Raw genomic sequence first — 834 nt, 5'->3', positions numbered from 1 at the left:
AAGTCGCCGCCACCCGTTAAACGGGTGGCTCGGGATGCGGGCTCTAAGCCCGCTCTACTTGGCGACGCCTCAAGGCGCTGGCTTTCTCTTTAATGCCATGGAAAGTCTGCCCTTTGCAGCCTTCCCACGGCTCCGTTCAAGCCACATTGCTATTGACTCGTTGCTGTCCCTAAAGGGACGTTTGTACTACTCAGCCTTGACCCTTAAAAGGGTCTTCATACTCTTTCACACTGAGTTTATCCTGTACGATGTCCGCATTCTCCTGCTCTTGAATATACTTTTTTATCGTGGCTTCATTGAGTCCTACGGTACTGACATAATATCCTTCTGACCAAAAGTGACGATTTCCAAACTTGTACTTCAAGTTTGCATGTTTGTCAAACATCATCAATGCACTTTTTCCCTTTAGATACCCCATAAATGAGGATACACTGATTTTTGGCGGTATACTTACCAACATATGCACATGGTCTGGCATAAGATGACCTTCTATTATCTCCACTCCCTTGTAACTGCATAGCTGCTTTAATATATCGCGCAGATCTGTTTTATATTGATTATAGACAATTTTTCGTCTATACTTTGGGGTGAAGATGATGTGATATTTACACATCCACTTCGTATGTGCAAGCGAATTCGTTTGCTTTGCCATGTAATCACCTTTCCTTTCTTTAATAGTGGCCTGAACACCTCTATTATATCGGAAAGGTGATTTTTTGTATAACTATCGTCGCGCACCCGCATAGCGGGTGGTTTTATGTTGAGTACATTTCCGTTCCTCTGTTGAGAAACTCCAATGCACTCAACAGGGTCTATCCGACCCTTAAAATAAAA

The 834-nt window shown here is 43.3% G+C and carries 1 protein-coding gene; it reads right to left on the bottom strand.

What is annotated here, in order from left to right:
• Positions 1–190: 190 nt before the first annotated feature.
• Positions 191–652 (bottom strand): IS200/IS605 family transposase, encoded by a 462-nt coding sequence (gene tnpA, locus ABC831_RS26400; protein ID WP_343251049.1) that lies wholly within the window; start codon positions 650–652, stop codon positions 191–193.
• Positions 653–834 lie beyond the last annotated feature (182 nt).

Source organism: Diplocloster hominis, from assembly GCF_032380655.1.
Lineage (GTDB): Bacteria > Bacillota > Clostridia > Lachnospirales > Lachnospiraceae > Diplocloster > Diplocloster hominis.
This window is presented reverse-complemented; position numbering and strand designations above follow the sequence as displayed.

Excerpts from the sequence above, each read along its gene's own strand:
- tnpA (WP_343251049.1), bottom strand. The coding sequence starts at position 652 with ATGGCAAAGCAAACGAATTCGCTTGCACATACGAAGTGGATGTGTAAA.